This is a genomic window from Bosea sp. 685, assembly GCF_031884435.1.
GTDB lineage: Bacteria > Pseudomonadota > Alphaproteobacteria > Rhizobiales > Beijerinckiaceae > Allobosea.
The window spans coordinates 6,394,987-6,412,500 of the sequence record NZ_CP134779.1 but is presented as its reverse complement, the minus strand read 5'-3'; the positions used below and the strand labels follow the sequence as shown (position 1 = coordinate 6,412,500).

Here is a 17,514-nt window from a genome sequence, read left to right as displayed (position 1 = left end):
TTAGACAGCGGGCCATTTTTTTGGGCGGCCGCCGCCTTCGCTATGGGCAGGACTTAATTGTTCGCGCGCGTATGCGAGCGTTCGCGCGAGGCGCACTCGCAGGACGCCCGTAAACAGCCGCAATCCAAGGCCATGAGAGCGCCTCCCGCTCGTTGCGCGATTGATTCCGCGCCGCCGCGCGGGCATGGTCTCCCAGCCCGAGCGGGCGAGGCTCCCGCGCCCGGCGGCAGGTTTGTCCGCATGGCTAGGCTTGCAGGTGCGGATAAAGACGGATCAAGACGCCAGACGATGAACGCCCATCCCGAGTTCAACGCCCCAGCAGAACCGCTCGCCCCCGAGGCCGCGGCGCTGCTGATCGATCTCGGGATCGAGCCGCCGATCCAGCCGGACGGCTCCGCGCATCAATTGCAGGACCGGCGCGGCATCTCGGTGCGCTGGCTCTTCGCCTGCATGCTCGTCGGCTCCTGCGGCGCGGCCCTGCTCGGCGCCGCCATCCTGATCGCGATGCGCGGCGACACCAGCTTTCCCGAACAGCCCGAGACCGTGACGGCGCGTGCCTCCTCGGGCGCCGGCGCCGGCGGCGGAGCCCGCAAGGCGGACAAGCTCGTGGCCGAGCAACCCGTGATCGCCGCACGCCAGGCCGTGCGCGCGCCGATGTCACAGAAGCTCGGGGATCGCGAGGTCATCCGCGTCCGGCCCTTCATCCGCCTCGCATCCAACCTGTCGATGACGACCGGCGTCTATGCGACCAATATTCCGCCCTTCAACCCGTTGCGGCTCTTCGCCGAGGGCGGCCAGCCCAGCGAGCGCTACGCCGAGCCGGTGCAGGATCTCCCCGACGCCGACGTGACCATCGTGAAACGCGACCTGACCGATATCCAGGTCCCCGACGGCAAAGCCCAGCTCGGCGACGCCGAGGTCATCACCCAGATGGAGGAAGAGCGCGCCAATGCCGCGGCCGCCGGGCGGCAACGCAGCCTGCCGATCCCGCCGCAATTGATGCTGAGCCGCACGCTCACCGGCGCGGCCCCGACTGCCGGCGACCTCTTGGCCTATGCGCCGAGCGATACGCGCTTCTCCGGCATCGAGGTCCGCGTCGTTCCCGAGAACGTCACCAACGCGCCCAAGACCCCGATCCCCGCCTCGCGCGAGCCGCTGGTCGAGGAGAAGCTGGTGATCGCCAAGCGCGGCGAGAATTTCGAGCAGACCATGCGTGCTGCCGGCGCGAGCCAGGACCAGATCCGCGGCATGATGCAGGCTTTTGGCGGCAAGGTCCGCGTCACGGCCCTTCCCGATGGTCAGGTTCTGCAGGTTCTCTTCGCGCCGGGCCCGCGCCCCGGCGATGTCAGACAGATCGTGCGGGTCTCTTTCCTGACCGCGGGCCAGCCCGACGGCACGATCGCGATCAACGACGCCGGCGCCTTCGTCTCCGTCACCTTGCCCCGCCAGGACCTGGTCGGCCCGCAGCGCCCGCAGCGCAAGACCGGCGACGGGCAGGATGAGGAGGAGGACGAGGATGGCGGCGGCAGCACCGGCGCCAAGCTCTATGACAGCCTCTACGAGACCGGTCTGCGCCATGAGATGCCGCGCCCGCTTGTCGACGAGCTCGTCCGCATCTTCTCCTATGACGTCGATTTCCAGCAGCGCGTGCGCGGCGGCGACAATCTCGAGGTTATCTTCACCGAGGAGGAGGAAGGCGAGCGCGCCGAGATCCTGTCGGCAGCCTTGACCATCAACGGCGAGACACGCCGCGTCTTCCGCTACCAGGCGCCCGAGGACGGGCTGATCGAGTATTTCGACGAAGAGGGCCGTTCGCTGAAGAAATTCCTGCTGCGCAAGCCGATCGCCGAAGGCGAGATGCGCTCGGGCTTCGGCATGCGCTACCACCCGATCATGCGCTATTCGAAGATGCATACCGGCGTGGACTGGGCCAACCGTATCGGCACGCCGATCCTGGCGGCGGGCAACGGCACGATCATCAGCGCCGGCTGGTCCTCAGGCTATGGCAAGCACACTGAGATCCAGCACGCCAATGGCTACGTCACGACCTATTCGCACCAGTCCAACTTCGCCAACGGCATCGTGCCCGGTGCAAAGGTCCGGCAGGGCCAGATTATCGGCTATCTCGGCTCGACCGGTCTCTCGACCGGCCCGCATCTGCATTACGAGGTCAAGGTCAACGATAATTTCGTGAACCCGATGAAGATCCGCGTGCCGCGCGGCCGCGAACTCCAGGGCGGTGCGCTGGCGGAGTTCAAGCGCCAGCGCGACGAGATCCAGGGCTTGATCGTGAAGGCCGGCGGTACGGTCGCACAGTTGCGCTGAGCGCATGGCGGAGCCGTCCAGGCGATGCCGCGTCGCATCGCGCGCTTGACTTAGCGCCAGCGAGGGCACACCGGGAAAGCCTGTTCCGCTCCTGCCCCGCGAATTTGGCCGATGCTCGCCGCCCTCATCGTCGTCCTGCCCGTTTTCGGCCTGATCAGCCTCGGCTATCTCGCGCGCTGGGCCAAGATCGTGCGGGAGACCACCGGCGAGGGCCTCTCCGACTTCGTCTTCGTCCTGGCCCTGCCCTGCCTGCTCTTCCGCACGCTCGCCAAGGCGGATATTCCGGCCACCCAGCCCTGGGGCTACTGGATCGCCTATTTCACCGGCCTCGCCATCGTCTGGGCGCTGGCCATGCTGATCGCGAGCCGCATTTTTGCCCGCAAGGGCCCGGAACTCGTGGTTTCGGGCTTCGCCGCCGCGCAATCCAACACCGTCTTCGTCGGCGTACCGATGATCCTGAAGGCCTATGGCGACGCCGGCGCCGTGCCGCTCGGCCTGCTGCTGGCGGTCCATCTGCCGGTCACGATGACGATCGCCACCTTGCTCGCCGAAGGCCGCTCGGCCTCGATCACGATGATGATCAAGCGGCTGTTCACCCACCCGATCATCATCGGCATCCTGCTTGGCTCGGCGGCGCGCCCGATCATCGGCCTGATCCCCGAGCCGCTCTGGACGATCGTCGACCTCCTGGCCGGCGCCGCCGTGCCCTGCGCGCTCATCAGCCTCGGCATCGCCATGCGGCGTTACGGCCTGACATCGGGCCTCGCTCTGCCGGCGATCCTGAGCGGGCTCAAGCTCGGGCTGCATCCACTGATCGTCTACGCGCTGGCGACCATGGTCTTCCAGATGCCGGCGCATTGGTCGGGCGTCGCCGTGCTCTTCGCCGCCTGCCCCTGCGGTATCAACGCCTATCTCTTCGCCGAGCGCTACAAGCAGGGCGTCGCCGACGCATCCAGCGCGATCGCGCTCTCGACCATGCTCTCGCTCTTCACCACCACGGCCTGGCTGACCTGGCTCGGGGTGAGCTGACGACGCAAACCGGGAGGCCGCTCAGTCGAAACTTAGCTGCGCCCTGATCTCTGCGGCCGTGACACCGCGCGCCCTGAGATCGGCGAGGCTTTCCGAGAGCCGGCTCTTCGCCAGCTTCTGCCCGGTCTCGTCGCTCAACAGCGGATGGAAATGATAGCGCGGTGTCGGCAGGCCCAGCAGCCGCTGCAGCACGACATGGATGTCGGTCGCGGCTTCGAGATCGCGCCCGCGCACGACATGGGTCACGCCTTGCAGCGCATCGTCGAGCGCGACCGAAAGGTGATAGCTCGTCGGCACCTCCTTGCGCGCCAGCACGACATCGCCCCAATCTGCGGGCTCCGCGGCGACCGACCGTTCTTGCCCTGCCTCGTCGAAAGCCACATAGCCGGCTGCCCCGCCTATCACCTCGATCGCGCGGTCCATCGCCAACCGCAGCAGATGCGGCTCGCCCGCCCCGATGCGCGCTGCAGCCTCGGCTGGATCGCATGCGCGACAGGTTCCAGGATAAAGCGGCGCGCCGTCGGGATCGACCCGCCAAGCCTTATGCAGGGCGACCGCACGTTTGATCACTTGGCGTGAGCAGAAGCAGGGATAGACCAGCCCCCGCGCCTGCAGCCGCCTCGCCGCCTCGGCATAGCTCTCGACATGCTCGGATTGCCGCCGGACCGCGCCGTCGAAGCGCAGGCCAAGCCAGGCAAGATCCTCCCTGATCCCTGCCTCGAATTCCGGCTTGCAGCGAGTGATGTCGATATCCTCGATCCGCAGCAGCAGCCGGCCGCCCAGCTTGTGCGCCAGCCGTTCATTCGTCAGTACCGACAGCGCATGGCCGAGATGCAGCCGCCCGTTCGGGCTCGGCGCGAAGCGGAAGACCGGCTCCGCGAAAACGGGGGAGGACGCTGCCATCCGCCTTGTCTAGAGTAATTTCCGGTTCAATTGGACCCAAAATCGCTCTAGCTCTTTGTTTTAATGCGTTTTCTTCACGCGGGCCGGTATCCACTTCGCTCAAAAGCGCTCTATGGTTTCGCCGACAGCCAGCCAAGGCCACGACGCCGCGCTGCTGACAATCCTCGTCTCGCCCATGCCGTTCCATCAGCCCGCCATGAACCTGATTACCCCCAACCTGATCACCTCCAACTTGATCACCTGCAACCTGATCACCTGCGAAGCCGATCTCGAGGAAGGCATGGCGGCGCTGCGCGCGCTGCAGCCGCATTGGGCTGGGATCATCGACAAGGTCGGTCTGCCGCCGCTGCGCCGCCGCCCCGGCGGGTTCGCGGGGCTGGCGGCCATCATCGTCTCCCAGCAATTATCGGTGGCGAGCGCCCGCGCCGTCTGGGCCCGCGTCGAGAGCGTGCTTGCGCCCCTGACGCCGGAGCGCATCCTGGCCGCTAGCGACGAGGAGATGCGATTATCGGGCCTCTCGCGGCCCAAGCAGCGTACCTTGCGCGCGGTCGCCGCCGCGCTCGTCGAGGGTAGCTTGCGCTTCGAGGCGCTGGAGGCCGCCACGCCCGAGGCAGTGCATGAGCACATGACCGCCGTCTCCGGCATCGGCCCCTGGACGGCGGACATCTACCTCTTGTTCTGCCTTGGCCATCGCGACGGCTTCGCCGCCGGCGACCTCGCGATCCAGGAGGCTGCGCGGCAGGCCTTCGACCTGCCGGCCCGTCCGAAAGCAGCCGAGCTCGCGGCGCTCGCCGAAGCCTGGCGGCCATGGCGGGGCGTCGCGGCGCGATTGCTCTGGGCCTATTACGCCGCCTTGAAGAAGCGCGACGGCATCAACGCTTGAGCGCTCGGATCAGCCCCTGATCGTCTTGATCGCCGCCTGGGCGCCGGCGCGCATCAGCGCGGTATCGCTCATCAGCGTCACCATCCTGGCGCCGAGCGCGAAGAAATCCTTCGCCCGCTCCGCCGACTGGGCATAGATCGCCACCGGCTTGTTGACGGCGGATGCGCGCGCAACGATGTGGCGGATCGCTTCATCGACCTCGGGAATCGTCGCATCGACCAACGCGCCACCCGACAGCGCGATCGAAAGATCGGAAGGGCCGACGAAGACGGCGTCGATGCCCGGCAGCGCCAGGATGTCGTCGAGAATGGCGATCGCCTCGCGCGTCTCGATCATCGCAAAGGAGAGCGAGAAGCCGTTGGCCGCCTTGAAATAGCTGTTCGCGTCGAGCCCGGAGGTGCCGAGCGCGCCGTAGCTGCCCCAGCTGCGCTCGCCCATCGGCGGATACTTCGAATAGGCGGCGAAACGGCGCGCATCCTCCATCGTGTTGATCATCGGCGCGATCACGCCGGAAACGCCGGCATCGAGCAGCTTCGAGACGTTCTGGAACTCGCCGACCGGAAGACGCGCCAATGCCGGCTTGCCCGCGGCGTTGATCAGCGGAATCGCGCGAATGACCTCGCCCAGCGTGATCGGTCCGTGCTGCATGTCGAGCGTGACGGCGTCGAACGCCTCCTGCGCGAGAATGCCGCTGACGCTCGGCTCAGGAATGCTCGACCAGGCCGAGAGGATCTTGTCGCCCTTGGCGAGACGGTCGGCGAGCGAGGACAGCACGGTGGGCTTCGACATGGGCGTTCATCCGGTTCCGGGGCCCGCTCTTGGGGGATGGCGGGTCGCTCAAAGTGGACCGGGGCAGCGCCCAAAAGCAAACGGGCGCCCATGCGCCCGTCTCACATGCGTCCTGCGTTTGCCGGCATCCTGCGTTAGCCGGGCAGCGCGCTCTAGTGGTTTGATTCCGACATTTGCTCCCCATTCTATATCGGGCTCGGAGCAAATGTCGGAATCATCAAAACCACTAGCAACTCTTTGGTTTTCTAGTGGAACTTATGAATTTGACATTTGCTATCCGCCCGATATCGGGCGCGAGGCAAATGTCAAATTCGTTCCACTAGCGGCCGGCCTGGATCTCTTCGGCGGCCTTGACCAGAAGCTCCGCCATGATCTGGCGAATCTCGGCATCGCCGACCGTCACCGCCCCGGCCGCGAAATCGGCCTTGACCTTGCGCACGACGTCCTCGTCACCGGCCTCCTCGAAATCCGCCACCACGACGGCCTTCGCATAGACGTCAGCCTCGGCGCCGCTCTTGCCCAGCTTTTCGGCAGCCCAGAGGCCGAGCAGCTTGTTGCGCCGCGCCGTCGCCTTGAAGCGCAACTCCTCGTCATGAGCGAATTTGTTCTCGAAGGCGTCCTTGCGCTGATCGAATGTCGACATCTTTTTAAGTCCTCTCGCGGGGCGCGCGCTGGAAAAGGGCTCGGGAAGGCTTGGTTCTGAGCCATATAGGACGGCGGGCCGCCCAGAGCCAGAGCGGAATGCTGCCGCGCCCGATCGCGAGCAGGCCGATTATCCCTGCGTCAAGGCTTCCAGAGCGGATTTGTTGCGTTTGCAGTGCAGAAGTCCCATATAGCGGGCGCGAAGATGGCCTTGGCTGCCGCCTTCGCATTGAGCCGGCCGGCCATGCGGTCTAGGCTGATCCCGCCTAAGAATCGGAATCAGCGCAGATCGCGCAGGACCGGCTGATCAGGGGCCCCGATCCCGCCGCGGGCGACCGCGACCAGAGAAAGGCCGACCTTTGGATTTCCTCAAGCCACGGTACATCCCAATGAATCGCCGCCGTCGCATCTACGAAGGCAAGGCGAAGGTCCTCTATGAAGGACCCGAGCCCGGTACGCTGATCCAGCATTTCAAGGACGACGCGACCGCCTTCAATGCCAAAAAGCATGAAGTGATCGACGGCAAAGGCGTGCTGAACAACCGGATTTCGGAGCACATCTTCTCCAATCTCAACGATATCGGCGTGCCCACGCATTTCATCCGCCGGCTGAACATGCGCGAGCAGCTCATCCGCGAGGTCGAGATCATTCCGCTCGAAGTCGTGGTGCGCAACGTCGCCGCCGGCTCGCTCTCCACCCGTCTCGGGCTGGAGGAAGGCACGCAACTGCCGCGCTCGATCATCGAGTTCTATTACAAGAACGACGCGCTGAACGACCCGATGGTCTCCGAAGAGCACATCACCGCCTTCGGCTGGGCGACGCCCCAGGAGATCGACGACATCATGGCGCTGGCCATCCGCGTCAACGACTTCCTGTCCGGCCTGTTCCTCGGCGCCGGCATCCGCCTCGTCGACTTCAAGATGGAGTGCGGCCGGCTCTGGGAAGGCGAGATGATGCGTATCGTCGTCGCCGACGAGATCAGCCCTGATTCCTGCCGGCTCTGGGACATCAAGTCGAAGGACAAGATGGACAAGGACCGCTTCCGTCGCGACATGGGCGGGCTGATCGAGGCCTATACCGAAGTCGCTCGTCGCCTCGGCATCCTCGGCGAGAACGAGAAGGTCGGACCGGCGGGCCCCCGGCTGGTGCAGTAATCGCCGCGCCTGGTGCCGTGAGCCTTCATCGCGAACAGATCACAAGACTGAAACGGGAGCCTTCGCGCTCCCGTTTTCATGTCGCCGTGACGCTGGCGAGCGCGCTGCTGCTCGCCAGCTGCAGCAACCATTACGGCTTCGGCATCACCGAACTCCCGGCCGAGCGCGGCTGGCAACCCTTGCCGATCGAATCCTGGGTCCTGAATGACGGGCTCTCGGCGAAGGCGATGTCGTTTTGCCCGCGCGCGACCTGCACCAGACAGGGTTTCGCCGCGCTGATCTCGCTGGAAGGCCGCGAGGCTGACGCAATGGAGAAGACACTGGCGACGGACCCGGCCCGGCTCGCGCGCGATTTCGCCAAGTCGACGAGCAAGAAGCCGACGAGCAACGAAGCGAGCAAGAAGGCCAAGACGGCAAAGCCGACCGCTCCCAAGAGCACGACGACCGTCTCTCGTTTCAGCGAGGACGGAGCCCAGGGCCTGCTCGTCGAGATCCGCACCCGCGACGCAAGCGGCAAGCGCGCCGTCACCGCGATCCTGTCGGGCCGCGACGGCTCCCGCCTGAACCTGGCGCTGGGCGTGAGCCAGGATCCCGACGCCGCCCGCAACCAAGCGCGCGCGGCCTGGCGCGACCGCTGATTCACGTGAAACCGCGCAGGAGAGGTTGAGCCGGCATCGATTCGCCGTTAGAGCCGGGTGGTTTCAGATGGGCTCACGAAGTGATCCCATCTGAAACCTGAATCCGTCTCTCATCTAAGGGTCAGAGCAGGATCAATGCGAAAAACCGGTTCCCACTTTTTCGCATCCTGCTCTAGGCCACGCGCAACAAACGCCCGGAGAACCTCATGAAAGCCCGCGTCACCGTCACCCTCAAGACCGGCGTGCTCGATCCGCAGGGCAAGGCGATCGAGGGCGCGCTGAAATCGCTCGGCATCGCCGGCGTCGATTCAGTCCGCCAGGGCAAGGTCTTCGACATCGAGCTCGCCGGCCAGGATGCCATTGCTGCCGAAGCCGCGCTAAAGATCGCTTGCGAGAAATTGCTCGCGAACACCGTGATCGAGAACTACCGCGTCGAGATCGGCGCCTGACCGGCAGTCTCGCGAGCCAGAGCATTGCGCGAAAAAGTGGGCCCCGGTTTTTCGCAAGGGCAATGCTCTCAACTCCTGGAATCGATCATGTTTTTCGTACTCGGACGGCATCGTCCGAATGCGACGTGATCTAGCCGCCATGACGAGAATCGCGCCCCAGCCGGCAGCGGTCGCGACCATCGCGCTTCGCCCCGCGACCCGTGACGACGTCGATGCGATCATGGCTTGCGAACGCCAGCCCGGCTACGACGACACCGTCGGGCGCTGGAGCCGCGAAGAGCATCTCGCGGCGCTGGTTGAGCCGAGCCATCGCTATATCGTTGCGCTCGATTCCGACCGCGCCGTCATAGGCTTCGTGATCTTGCAGGAGAACGCGCCCGCCGCCAGCGCCGTCTTGGTGCGCCGGATCGCGGTCCTGAGCCAGGGACGCGGCCATGGCCGCGCCCTGCTCGACCATGCGCTGGCGCTGATCTTCGACAAATTGGGCGCCGCGAAGGCCTGGTTGCGCGTTTGGCCGCATAATGCGCGCGGCATAGCCCTTTACACCAAGCTCGGCATGAGAGAGGACGGGCTGAGCGAGGTGCAACGCAATGGCGCCCCTGCCGTCATGACGATCATGTCGATCGATGCTGCGCGCTACCGCGATCGCAAGCCGAGGAGTGAGACCCCGTGAAAGCCGCCGTCATCACCTTTCCAGGCTCCAATCGCGATGGCGACGTCGCCAAGGCGCTGAAGCAGGCCGGCGCGACGGTCGCCCATGTCTGGCACGCCGATACGGCCCTGCCGGCAGGCACCGATCTCGTGGTGCTGCCCGGCGGCTTCTCCTATGGCGACTATCTGCGGACGGGCGCAATCGCCGGGCGCGCCAACATCATGGACGCGACCCGCGCCCATGCCGAGCGCGGCGGCTATGTGCTGGGCATCTGCAACGGCTTCCAGATCGTCTGCGAGGCCGGGCTCCTGCCGGGCATCCTGATGCGCAACGCCGACCTCAAATTCGTCTGCAGGCGCCAGCATCTGACGGTCGAACGCACCGATACGCCCTACGCCAACGCCTATGCCAAGGGTCAGGTCATCGATGTCTGCATCGCCCATGGCGAGGGCAACTACATTGCCGACACGGAGACCCTGGCGCGACTCGAAGGCGAAGGCCTCGTCGCCTTCCGCTATGCCGATGCGCAGGGCCGGATTACCGCCGCCGCCAATCCGAACGGCTCGCAGAACAATATCGCCGGCATCTATTCGCCCAAACTCAACGTGCTCGGCCTGATGCCGCATCCCGAGAACCTGATCGATTCGCTGACCGGCGGCATCGACGGGCGCGGCATGTTCGCAAGCCTGATGAGCGGCAAGCGCGCCGCCTGAACGCAGGCAGGCAAAGCCCCTGAACTGTGTATCATAGTTGACAGATCGCGGGCGCCGGGCTTAGGCTAGCATGGTGTTCGAGCTTCGCCAGACGCACGCTTTCACACAATGGATCAATGGCTTGCGGGACATCTCCGCGCGCTTGCGGATCGTTGCCCGGCTCCGCCGGGTAGAGCATGGCAATTTCGGCGATTTGAAAGCCGTCGGCGAAGGCGTGCGCGAACTCAGGATCGACCACGGCCCCGGATATCGCGTCTATTTCGTCCAACGCGGACCCGACATCGTGATCCTGCTCTGTGGAGGCGACAAGCGGTCCCAGCAGGCCGATATCGCAGAGGCCCAACGCTTGGCGAGGGAGGTGTGACATGGCGCTTGAAACCACTCGTTTCGACATTCAGGACCACCTGAAGACGCAAAGCGAACAGACTGCCTATCTCGAAGCCGCTCTCGCCGAAGATGACCCGAGCTTCATCGCGATCGCGCTCGGCGACATCGCGCGCGCGCGCGGAGTCACCAAATTCGCCGAGGAAGCCGGCATCAGCCGCGAGACGATCTACAAGACGTTCCGCGCGGGCGGGAATCCGCGTTTGCAGACGCTTGCCGCCGCGACAAAGGTCCTCGGCCTCAGATTGACCCTCGTTCCGGCCTGAGCAGCGCTACTTCCCAGCCGCCGCCCGCGTCAACAGGCGCCCGGCGGTTTGGGCATCGAGCGGCCCGACATGCTTTTCCAGGATCCGCCCGTCCGGGCCGATCAGGAAGGTCTCGGGCACGCCATAGACGCCCCATTCGATCGCCGCGCGCCCGCTCCGGTCGACGCCGACAGCCGAATAGGGATTGCCGAGCGCGCCCAGGAAGCGCCGGGCGTTCTCCGCCTCGTCCTTGTAGTTCATGCCCACCAGCGCGACCTTGCCGGCCTTCACCGCCGGCGATTCGGCCATGGCCACCAGGAAGGGGTGCTCGACCCGGCAGGGCGCGCACCAGCTGGCGAAGACGTTGACGAGTGTGGCGCGGCCCTTCGCCAGATCCGCCATCGCGAAAGCCGGCACGGGCTGCCCGTCCCGCTGCAGCCCGTCGAGCTGCGACAGCGTGATCGCCGGGGCAGGCTTTCCGATCAGGGCCGAGGGCACCTTGCTGGCGTCGCCCGAGAACAGGCCGACCGCGAAGACCAGCGCCAGCGCGCCGAACAGGATCAGCGGGATCAGGAAAACCAGTGGCGAGCGGCGGCGTGGCGCCGTTTCGATATCGAGTTCGCTCATGACGACGCCTTGTTCGGGCGGCGGCCTGCGCCGCGCTGCTCCAGCGCCGCGAGCGCGCGCTTCTGCGCCCTGTGATCGAAGAGAATCGCCGCGATCAAGCCGCCAAGGATCAGGATGACCGCGCCATAGGAGGCGAGGATGAAGCCGGCATGCGGGCCCAGACCGCTCATGAGAGCGCTCATGCCGGCACCGCCTGTGCCGCCAGCCGGTCGAGCCGCTCGGCTTCCAGGATCGTCAGCGTGCGCACCCGCCGGCGCATAATCTCGGCCCGCATCGCCACGAGATGCAGGCCCAGGCCCAGCAAGGTGAACCCCAGCGCCAGGATCAGCAGGGGCCACAGCATGGAGGGGTGGATCGTCGGTCCGCCCGCGCGAAACACCGAAGCCGGCTGATGCAGCGTGTTCCACCAGTCGACCGAGAATTTGATGATCGGCACATTGACGAAACCGACCAGCGTCAGGATCGCCACCGCCCGCCCGGCCCGGGCGGAATCGTCGAGCGCGCGCCAGAGCGCGATGATGCCGAGATAGATCAGGAACAGCACGAGCACCGAGGTCAACCGTGCATCCCAGACCCAATAGGTGCCCCACATCGGCTTGCCCCAGAAGGCGCCGGTGAGCAGGCAGATCAGCGCGAAACACGCCCCGATCGGCGCCGCCGCCTTCTGGGCGACATCCGCCAGGGGGTGCCGCCAGACCAATGTGCCGAGACCGGAGACCGCCATCATCGTGTAGAACATCAACGCGAGCCAGGCGGCCGGGACGTGCACGAACATGATCCGGATGGTCTCGCCCTGCTGGTAATCGGCCGGAGCGACGAACCAGGCGAGATAGAAGCCGAGCGCGAGCAGCAGCGTGGCCGCGCCGGTCATCCACGGCAACAGCGCGCCCGACAGGCGCATGAAGCGCGTCGGATTCGCGAAATCGATCAGGCTGGCCATGTCATCGCGATCGGCTTGTCCTCATCCGGCGGAAGCCGGAACTTGAACTGATCTAGCAATGACGGCGCGTCTCAACAATCCACGACGCGCGCGGCAAATCGCGTCGTGGTGATTGGGTTAGTCCTCGTTTTGCTGGGACGATGCCTCGGATCCATTACTGCTGACGACGCCAAAGTCGCGCGATCGGACGCCTTCAGCAGCCAGACTGAAGCCTTCCGACTCCAGCCCGCGCCGCAGCAATTCGCGAACCGCGGCGGCGCGGCTCGGCATCCGCTTCTCGAAGCGGAAGTCCTCGACCGCGCGCAGTTCGTCCTGATTCAGCATGATCTGAAGCCTGTCGGCACGTTCCAGCTCAGCCATCGCCCGTCCCCCATGAGCTAAATGAGTAAGTGGATTAATAGTGGCATTATCTGGTAAATCAACAAGCGGCTAAAAAAACGGCAATTTAGCCGTCGACCCCGACATCCAATGCGCCGGCTCTGGCTCAGGAAGGACCGACGGCCGCGTTGCAGCCATTGTCGTCGGCACCGTCAATGACTTTGGTATCGCCATCGGCGTTTATTGCTAACTAATTGAAATATATAATAGTTTTTTTGATTTTTAGGTTGTGTCGAGCCGACGCTGACCCCATGTTCGATCCTGAACAGGAGGGCCAGCCATGCTGATCCAGCTATCCAGCAGCATCCAAGACGACATCAAGGAAACCGTCAGGTTCAGCCTCAGCCAGTCGCTGGTTCTGGATGTTTTTGCGACGGCCGAGAGCATTCGCCGCAAGCACGAAGATCAGAATGTCGCGCTCGAAGACATCGCGAACATGGTGGCGCGGGCTGCAGCGCAATGCGGTTGCGCCCTGGAGTTCGGCGATCGCGAGGCGCACCTTGTCGAGCGGCCGTCGGCCTTGTCCTAATCCGCCTGGCGCAGCGCCAGGGCCGCCGCGACCGTACCGATCACGAGCGAGCCCAGCGACAAGGCGCACAGGATCAGGAACGGCGTCAGGAACGGAATTGTGCCGCCCAACGCGCTGTTGGCGGCCGAGACGCCGAAGATCAGCACCGGAATCGTCAGCGGTGCGACCAGGACGGGCAGGATCAGACCGCCACGCCGCAAGCCGGCCGTCAATGCCGCCGCCGCGGCGCCGATGAAGCTCAGCGCCGGGGTTCCGACCAGCAAGGTCGCCGCGACCGGCAGCATCGCCTCCACTGGGAGCGCGACCAGGAGGCCGAGCAACGGTGCGGCCAGCGCCAATGGCAGACCGGTCGTCAGCCAATGCGCCAGCCCCTTGGCCAGCACTGCGAGTTCGAGCGGTAGCGCCGAGGCGCGGATCAGATCGAGCGAGCCGTCCTCCTCATCGCTCTGGAACAGCCGGTCGAGCCCGATCAGCGTCGAAAGCAGCGCGCCCAGCCAGAGAATGGCCGGACCGATCCGCGACAGCAGGTTGAGATCGGGCCCGAGCGCGAATGGCACCAGCACGACCAGCGTCAGGAAGAAGACGAGCGCCAACTCCCCACCCCCGCCGGCGCGCGAGGCGAGTAAGAGGTCGCGCTTCAAGATGGCGAGGAAGGCGCGGCTCACGGCCCGATCCTCAATTCGCGTGCGGTTTCGAGGCCCAGCGGCCCATGCGTCGCTGCCAGGATCGCACCGCCCTGCGCGAGATGATCGCGCATCAGCCCGGCCAGCATCGCTTGCGCGGCAGCGTCCAGCGCTGCCATCGGCTCGTCGAGCAGCCAGAACGGGCGCCGCGACACCAGAAGCCGCGCCAGGGCGACACGGCGGCGCTGCCCGGCCGAAAGATAGCCCACCGGCAGGCCGGCGACATGCGGCAGGCCGACAGCCGAGAGCGCATCCTGCGGCGTCGCGCCGGGTTCACCGAGCAGAGCTTGCGCGAAGACGAGGTTCTCCTGCGCCGTCAGCGTGACCTTCAGCCCGTCGCGGTGACCGACGAGATGGCTGAGCTCGGCCAGCGGCGCATCCTCAGCTCCCTCGATTCGCATGGTCCCGGCGTCGGGCCGCAGCCGGCCGCACAGCAGCGCGATCAGGCTCGATTTGCCGGCGCCATTGCGCCCGGTCAGCGCGATCGCCTCACCATGACCGAGCCGGAAGCTCAAGCCCTCGAAAATCAAGCGGCCGCCCCGCCGGCAGGCGAGATTCTCAGCGTTCAGGGCCAGCGCGGGGAATGAAAATCGCGGCAAGGTTAAAGCGTCTTCCCAAGCGTCAAAGTCATCGCCGAGCTCATACGGTACATGTAGCGGGCTTCTTGGAATTGCTCTATAGAACCCGTGGCTACGCCGCACGCCGATCCGGCGCGGGGCTCGGGCACTCCCGAGGCGGCGCGCGCGTCATGCGCATTAGGCCTTCGATCCGGCAAAGCCGCAAGGCTCACCGGCTCGCGACCGCAACCCCTTGATCAGGATAGCCCGCATGGCTTCGCTCGACTCCTTCAAATGCCGCAAAACCTTGACCGTCGGCACCAAGAAATACGTCTACTATTCCCTCAAGATCGCCGAGAAGAACGGCCTGCCCGGTATCTCGAAGCTGCCCTTCTCGATGAAGGTGCTGCTCGAGAACCTGCTGCGCTTCGAGGATGGCCGCTCGGTCACCAAGGCTGATATCGAGGCTTTCGTCGGCTGGCTCGACGACAAGGGCAAGGCCGGCAAGGAGATCGGCTTCCGCCCCGCCCGCGTGCTGATGCAGGACTTCACCGGCGTTCCCGCCGTGGTCGACCTCGCCGCGATGCGTGACGGCGTCAAGGCGCTCGGCGGCGACCCCAAGAAGATCAACCCGCTGGTCCCAGTCGATCTGGTCATCGACCATTCCGTCATCGTCGACGAATTCGGCTCGCCCAAGGCGCTTAAAGCCAACGTCGACCTCGAATATCAGCGCAATGGCGAGCGCTACCGCTTCCTGAAATGGGGCCAGCTCGCCTTCGACAATTTCCGCGTCGTCCCGCCCGGCACCGGCATCTGCCACCAAGTCAATCTCGAATACCTCGCCCAGACCGTCTGGACGGGCAAGGAGAAGGTGAAGAAGGGCAAGAAGACCGAGACCGTCGAGGTCGCCTATCCCGATACCGTGGTCGGCACCGATTCGCACACCACCATGGTCAACGGCCTGGCCGTGCTCGGCTGGGGCGTCGGCGGCATCGAGGCCGAAGCCGCCATGCTCGGCCAGCCGCAGTCGATGCTGCTGCCCGAGGTCATCGGCTTCAAGCTCACCGGCAAGCTCAAGGAAGGCATCACCGCGACCGACCTCGTGCTAACCGTCACCCAGATGCTGCGCAAGAAGGGCGTCGTCGGCAAATTCGTCGAGTTCTTCGGGCCCGGCCTCTATGCGCTGACGCTCGCCGACCGCGCGACCATCGCCAATATGGGCCCTGAATACGGCGCCACCTGCGGCTTCTTCCCGGTGGACGCCGAGACCCTGAACTATCTCGACACCACCAGCCGCAAGCCGGCCCGCGTCGCTCTCGTCGAGAAATATTCGAAGGCGCAAGGCTTGTTCGCCACCCGCGCCACGCCCGACCCGGTCTTCACCGACACGCTCGAGCTCGACCTGACCACGGTCATGGCCTCAATGGCCGGCCCCAAGCGCCCCGAAGGCCGCGCCGATCTCGGCGCGATCAAGGCCGGCTTCGCCGCCGCGATGGACACCGAATACAAGAAGGGTGTCGAGCTCGCGCGCCGGGTCAAGGTCGAGGGCAAGAACTTCGACCTCGGCCATGGCGACGTCGTCATCGCCGCGATCACCTCCTGCACCAACACCTCCAACCCCTCGGTGCTGATGGCGGCGGGCCTGCTCGCCCGCAACGCGGTCGCCAAGGGCCTGAAGGTCAAGCCCTGGGTCAAGACCTCGCTCGCCCCCGGCTCGCAGGTCGTGGCGGAGTATCTCGCCAAGGCCGGCCTGCAGAAGGACCTCGACAAGCTCGGCTTCAACCTGGTCGGCTTCGGCTGCACCACCTGCATCGGCAATTCCGGGCCGCTGCCGACGGAGATCTCCAAGACCATCAACGAGCAGGGCCTGATCGCGGCCGCCGTCATCTCCGGCAACCGCAATTTCGAGGGCCGCGTCTCGCCCGACGTGCAGGCGAACTACCTCGCCTCGCCGCCGCTGGTCGTCGCCTACGCTCTGGCGGGCACGGTGCAGCTCGACCTGACCACCGAGCCGCTCGGCATGGACAAGACCGGCAAGCCGGTCTTCCTGAAGGACATCTGGCCGACCAACAAGGAAATCCAGGCCTTCATCGCCAAGAACGTCACCAAGGCGATCTTCAAGGCGAAATATGCCGACGTCTTCAAGGGCGACGCCAACTGGCAGAAGGTCAAGACGCCCCAGAGCCAGACCTATGCCTGGGAAGACGCCTCGACCTATGTGCAGAACCCGCCCTATTTCGAGGGCATCAGCAAGACGCCGAAGCCCGTCACCGAGATCATCGGCGCCCGCATCCTGGGCCTGTTCGGCGACAAGATCACCACCGACCACATCTCGCCGGCCGGTTCGATCAAGGCGGCTTCGCCCGCGGGCAAGTATCTGATGGAGCACGGCGTCGAAGTCGCCGACTTCAACCAGTACGGTACGCGGCGCGGCAACCATGAGGTGATGATGCGCGGCACCTTCGCCAATATCCGCATCCGCAACCACATGATGGGCCCCAACGGGCGCGAAGGTGGCTACACCATCCACTATCCCAGCAAGGAAGAGCTGCCGATCTATGACGCGGCGATGCGCTATCAGCAGGAGAAAGTGCCGCTGGTCGTCTTCGCCGGCGTCGAATACGGCAACGGCTCCTCGCGCGACTGGGCGGCGAAAGGCACCAACCTGCTCGGCGTCAAGGCCGTGATCGCCCAGAGCTTCGAGCGCATCCACCGCTCGAACCTGGTCGGCATGGGCGTGGTGCCGTTCACCCTAGCCGAGGGCACGAGCTGGGCTTCGCTCGATCTCAAGGGCGACGAGAGCGTGACCATCAAGGGCCTCGCCACCGTGAAGCCGCGCCAGATGCTGGAAGCCGAGATCACCTCGGCCGACGGCAAGGTCAAGAAGGTGCCGATCCTGTGCCGCATCGATACGCTGGACGAGATCGACTACTTCAAGAACGCCGGCATCCTGCAATATGTGCTGCGCGGTATCGCAGCCTGATCCCGGCACGT

At 65.5% G+C, this 17,514-nt stretch carries 21 protein-coding genes; 12 read left to right on the top strand and 9 right to left on the bottom strand.

Features of this window, described 5'->3' with window-relative positions; all coding sequences use genetic code 11:
• The first annotated feature begins 288 nt into the window (after positions 1-288).
• Together RMR04_RS31215 and RMR04_RS31210 are read left to right on the top strand one after the other, a co-directional pair.
• Complete coding sequence (locus RMR04_RS31215; RefSeq protein WP_311912362.1) at positions 289-2,325, top strand: peptidoglycan DD-metalloendopeptidase family protein; 2,037 nt, start codon at positions 289-291, stop codon at positions 2,323-2,325.
• A 111-nt stretch (positions 2,326-2,436) separates the two neighbouring features.
• Complete coding sequence (locus RMR04_RS31210) at positions 2,437-3,354, top strand: AEC family transporter (RefSeq protein WP_311912361.1); 918 nt, start codon at positions 2,437-2,439, stop codon at positions 3,352-3,354.
• A 21-nt stretch (positions 3,355-3,375) separates the two neighbouring features.
• On the opposite strand, the gene gluQRS is transcribed toward RMR04_RS31210, so the two are convergent.
• Positions 3,376-4,257, bottom strand: a complete 882-nt coding sequence (gene gluQRS, locus RMR04_RS31205) for a tRNA glutamyl-Q(34) synthetase GluQRS (RefSeq protein ID WP_311912360.1) — start codon at positions 4,255-4,257, stop codon at positions 3,376-3,378.
• 112 nt (positions 4,258-4,369) lie between these two features.
• Between gluQRS and RMR04_RS31200 the strand changes: the two genes are divergently transcribed.
• Positions 4,370-5,140 (top strand): DNA-3-methyladenine glycosylase family protein, encoded by a 771-nt coding sequence (locus RMR04_RS31200; protein ID WP_311912359.1) that lies wholly within the window; start codon positions 4,370-4,372, stop codon positions 5,138-5,140.
• A 9-nt stretch (positions 5,141-5,149) separates the two neighbouring features.
• On the opposite strand, the gene RMR04_RS31195 is transcribed toward RMR04_RS31200, so the two are convergent.
• Together RMR04_RS31195 and RMR04_RS31190 are read right to left on the bottom strand one after the other, a co-directional pair.
• A complete protein-coding gene (locus tag RMR04_RS31195; protein ID WP_311912358.1) occupies positions 5,150-5,929 on the bottom strand; it encodes an HpcH/HpaI aldolase family protein in 780 nt (259 codons plus the stop codon).
• A 319-nt stretch (positions 5,930-6,248) separates the two neighbouring features.
• On the bottom strand, positions 6,249-6,572 hold the full coding sequence (locus tag RMR04_RS31190; RefSeq protein WP_103721301.1) for a DUF1476 domain-containing protein: 324 nt from the start codon (positions 6,570-6,572) through the stop codon (positions 6,249-6,251).
• A 358-nt stretch (positions 6,573-6,930) separates the two neighbouring features.
• Here RMR04_RS31190 and purC point away from each other — a divergent pair, with 358 nt between their 5' ends.
• From purC to RMR04_RS31155, 7 genes are all read left to right on the top strand, one after another.
• Complete coding sequence (purC, locus tag RMR04_RS31185; RefSeq protein ID WP_069689009.1) at positions 6,931-7,725, top strand: phosphoribosylaminoimidazolesuccinocarboxamide synthase; 795 nt, start codon at positions 6,931-6,933, stop codon at positions 7,723-7,725.
• Between the two features lie 86 nt (positions 7,726-7,811).
• A complete protein-coding gene (locus tag RMR04_RS31180) occupies positions 7,812-8,363 on the top strand; it encodes a hypothetical protein (RefSeq protein WP_311912357.1) in 552 nt (183 codons plus the stop codon).
• A gap of 206 nt (positions 8,364-8,569) precedes the next feature.
• On the top strand, positions 8,570-8,812 hold the full coding sequence (gene purS / locus RMR04_RS31175; RefSeq protein ID WP_311912356.1) for a phosphoribosylformylglycinamidine synthase subunit PurS: 243 nt from the start codon (positions 8,570-8,572) through the stop codon (positions 8,810-8,812).
• A 139-nt stretch (positions 8,813-8,951) separates the two neighbouring features.
• Entirely contained in the window at positions 8,952-9,485 is a 534-nt protein-coding gene (locus RMR04_RS31170) for a GNAT family N-acetyltransferase (protein WP_311912355.1), read from the top strand.
• A complete protein-coding gene (gene purQ / locus RMR04_RS31165; RefSeq protein WP_311912354.1) occupies positions 9,482-10,177 on the top strand; it encodes a phosphoribosylformylglycinamidine synthase subunit PurQ in 696 nt (231 codons plus the stop codon). The genes RMR04_RS31170 and purQ overlap by 4 nt, the downstream gene beginning before the upstream one ends.
• A gap of 73 nt (positions 10,178-10,250) precedes the next feature.
• On the top strand, positions 10,251-10,541 hold the full coding sequence (locus RMR04_RS31160) for a type II toxin-antitoxin system RelE/ParE family toxin (RefSeq protein ID WP_311916000.1): 291 nt from the start codon (positions 10,251-10,253) through the stop codon (positions 10,539-10,541).
• 1 nt (position 10,542) lies between these two features.
• A complete protein-coding gene (locus RMR04_RS31155; RefSeq protein ID WP_311912353.1) occupies positions 10,543-10,827 on the top strand; it encodes an addiction module antidote protein in 285 nt (94 codons plus the stop codon).
• 6 nt (positions 10,828-10,833) lie between these two features.
• Here RMR04_RS31155 and RMR04_RS31150 read toward each other — a convergent pair whose 3' ends face one another.
• The 4 genes from RMR04_RS31150 to RMR04_RS31135 form a co-directional block, all read right to left on the bottom strand.
• Entirely contained in the window at positions 10,834-11,433 is a 600-nt protein-coding gene (locus tag RMR04_RS31150; RefSeq protein ID WP_311912352.1) for a DsbE family thiol:disulfide interchange protein, read from the bottom strand.
• Entirely contained in the window at positions 11,430-11,603 is a 174-nt protein-coding gene (gene ccmD, locus RMR04_RS31145; RefSeq protein WP_311912351.1) for a heme exporter protein CcmD, read from the bottom strand. Before ccmD ends, RMR04_RS31150 begins: the two co-directional genes overlap by 4 nt.
• Positions 11,604-11,611: 8 nt before the next feature.
• On the bottom strand, positions 11,612-12,373 hold the full coding sequence (locus tag RMR04_RS31140) for a heme ABC transporter permease (protein ID WP_311912350.1): 762 nt from the start codon (positions 12,371-12,373) through the stop codon (positions 11,612-11,614).
• Positions 12,374-12,490: 117 nt separating this feature from the next.
• Positions 12,491-12,733: a hypothetical protein gene (locus tag RMR04_RS31135; protein ID WP_311912349.1), complete on the bottom strand. Its 243-nt coding sequence runs from the start codon at positions 12,731-12,733 to the stop codon at positions 12,491-12,493.
• A 298-nt stretch (positions 12,734-13,031) separates the two neighbouring features.
• On the opposite strand from RMR04_RS31135, the gene RMR04_RS31130 reads away from it, so the two are divergent.
• Complete coding sequence (locus RMR04_RS31130; protein ID WP_311912348.1) at positions 13,032-13,280, top strand: hypothetical protein; 249 nt, start codon at positions 13,032-13,034, stop codon at positions 13,278-13,280.
• Here the strand turns inward: RMR04_RS31130 and ccmB are convergent.
• Both ccmB and ccmA read right to left on the bottom strand, forming a co-directional pair.
• Positions 13,277-13,945, bottom strand: a complete 669-nt coding sequence (ccmB, locus tag RMR04_RS31125; protein ID WP_311912347.1) for a heme exporter protein CcmB — start codon at positions 13,943-13,945, stop codon at positions 13,277-13,279. The genes RMR04_RS31130 and ccmB overlap by 4 nt on opposite strands.
• Positions 13,942-14,538, bottom strand: coding sequence for a heme ABC exporter ATP-binding protein CcmA (gene ccmA / locus RMR04_RS31120; protein ID WP_311915999.1), 597 nt, complete (start codon positions 14,536-14,538; stop codon positions 13,942-13,944). The genes ccmB and ccmA overlap by 4 nt, the downstream gene beginning before the upstream one ends.
• Before the next feature lie 253 nt (positions 14,539-14,791).
• Here ccmA and acnA point away from each other — a divergent pair, with 253 nt between their 5' ends.
• Positions 14,792-17,503, top strand: coding sequence for an aconitate hydratase AcnA (acnA, locus tag RMR04_RS31115; protein WP_311912346.1), 2,712 nt, complete (start codon positions 14,792-14,794; stop codon positions 17,501-17,503).
• Positions 17,504-17,514: the final 11 nt, after the last annotated feature.

Bases quoted from the DNA above. Each gene is read 5' to 3' on its own strand.
- RMR04_RS31155 (WP_311912353.1), top strand. From the start codon at position 10,543: ATGGCGCTTGAAACCACTCGTTTCGACATTCAGGACCACCTGAAGACG.
- acnA (WP_311912346.1), top strand. From the start codon at position 14,792: ATGGCTTCGCTCGACTCCTTCAAATGCCGCAAAACCTTGACCGTCGGC.
- purS (WP_311912356.1), top strand. From the start codon at position 8,570: ATGAAAGCCCGCGTCACCGTCACCCTCAAGACCGGCGTGCTCGATCCG.
- RMR04_RS31140 (WP_311912350.1), bottom strand. From the start codon at position 12,373: ATGGCCAGCCTGATCGATTTCGCGAATCCGACGCGCTTCATGCGCCTG.
- ccmD (WP_311912351.1), bottom strand. From the start codon at position 11,603: ATGAGCGGTCTGGGCCCGCATGCCGGCTTCATCCTCGCCTCCTATGGC.
- RMR04_RS31210 (WP_311912361.1), top strand. From the start codon at position 2,437: ATGCTCGCCGCCCTCATCGTCGTCCTGCCCGTTTTCGGCCTGATCAGC.
- RMR04_RS31135 (WP_311912349.1), bottom strand. From the start codon at position 12,733: ATGGCTGAGCTGGAACGTGCCGACAGGCTTCAGATCATGCTGAATCAG.
- RMR04_RS31150 (WP_311912352.1), bottom strand. From the start codon at position 11,433: ATGAGCGAACTCGATATCGAAACGGCGCCACGCCGCCGCTCGCCACTG.
- gluQRS (WP_311912360.1), bottom strand. From the start codon at position 4,257: ATGGCAGCGTCCTCCCCCGTTTTCGCGGAGCCGGTCTTCCGCTTCGCG.
- RMR04_RS31215 (WP_311912362.1), top strand. From the start codon at position 289: ATGAACGCCCATCCCGAGTTCAACGCCCCAGCAGAACCGCTCGCCCCC.
- RMR04_RS31190 (WP_103721301.1), bottom strand. From the start codon at position 6,572: ATGTCGACATTCGATCAGCGCAAGGACGCCTTCGAGAACAAATTCGCT.
- RMR04_RS31130 (WP_311912348.1), top strand. From the start codon at position 13,032: ATGCTGATCCAGCTATCCAGCAGCATCCAAGACGACATCAAGGAAACC.
- RMR04_RS31200 (WP_311912359.1), top strand. From the start codon at position 4,370: ATGGTTTCGCCGACAGCCAGCCAAGGCCACGACGCCGCGCTGCTGACA.
- RMR04_RS31195 (WP_311912358.1), bottom strand. From the start codon at position 5,929: ATGTCGAAGCCCACCGTGCTGTCCTCGCTCGCCGACCGTCTCGCCAAG.
- RMR04_RS31170 (WP_311912355.1), top strand. From the start codon at position 8,952: ATGACGAGAATCGCGCCCCAGCCGGCAGCGGTCGCGACCATCGCGCTT.